Genomic DNA, 988 nt, shown 5'->3' with positions numbered 1-988 from the left:
GCTGCAGATTCGCTAGCAGCTGATTCACTTGCTGCGGCAGCTGACTCAGCTTCAGCATCTAATGATTCTTGTTCTTCTTCAGTGATGATCACGTCATCTAGCGCAGTCTTCAAGTCATCGTCTTTAATGTCGATGTTGTGAGCTGTCATGATGTCAGAAACGATACCAGCAACTAAAGTAGAATCAGTTAATTTTTCAGCAATAATGGATTCTTTCAGTTGTTCAGTTTCGTCTTCTAGGGAACCTTTTTCAGGTTTTTCGTCCATCTTGATAATGTGGTAACCGAAGTCAGTTTCAACTGGTGTAGTTGTGTACTCGCCTTCAGCTAGTTCTTGTGCTGCTGCGAAGAATGTTTCATCTAAACCAGAATCAGCATTAACTTCACCTAATGAACCACCTTTTTCAGCAGATGCTGTATCTGTTGAGTTTTCAGTTGCTAATTCAGCAAAGTCCGCACCATCATCTAATTGAGCAATTAAGTCATTAGCAGTTTCTTCATCATCCACTAAGATATGTGAAACAGTGAATGAAGGTGTGTAATCATCGTAGGCTGTTTGAATTTCTTCGTCAGTCACTTCGATGTATTTAGATACAGATTCACTCATTAATTTGTAGTAGTAAACTTGGTGTTCGTAGTCTGCACGGTCTGAGAAACCAGAAGATGCCAATACAGTATTGAATTCGTCTTCTCCACCATAAGCAGCGATTAGCGTTTCAACTTCAGTAGTTGCTTCTTCTTTTAATTCTTTAGCTCGGTCATCGCCGACTTCGTTTACGAATACTTCTTCCATAATTAATTCTTGTAATACGGTGTTACCGTATGTTGATTTTAATTCGGCTTGTAGTTCTTCGTTGGTTACTTCAACACCATCACCAGTTGCAACGGCGCTTGAACCATCACTTGAGCCAGTTGAGCATGCTGCTAGGGCAACAGTACTTAATAAGGCAATTGAAGTAAGTTTGAATTTCTTACTAATCATCATTTTCT

1 protein-coding gene is annotated in these 988 nt (G+C 39.8%); it reads right to left on the bottom strand.

Annotated features, from left to right (window positions below; genetic code table 11):
• The coding region (locus tag ACRCJ0_RS15420) for a peptidylprolyl isomerase (protein ID WP_431391071.1) at nucleotides 1-988 on the bottom strand (988 nt) is incomplete at both ends.

Source organism: Aerococcus sp. L_32 (assembly GCF_050689315.1).
The sequence above is the reverse complement of the archived record's forward strand: the minus strand, read 5'-3'. Positions and strand labels throughout refer to the sequence as shown.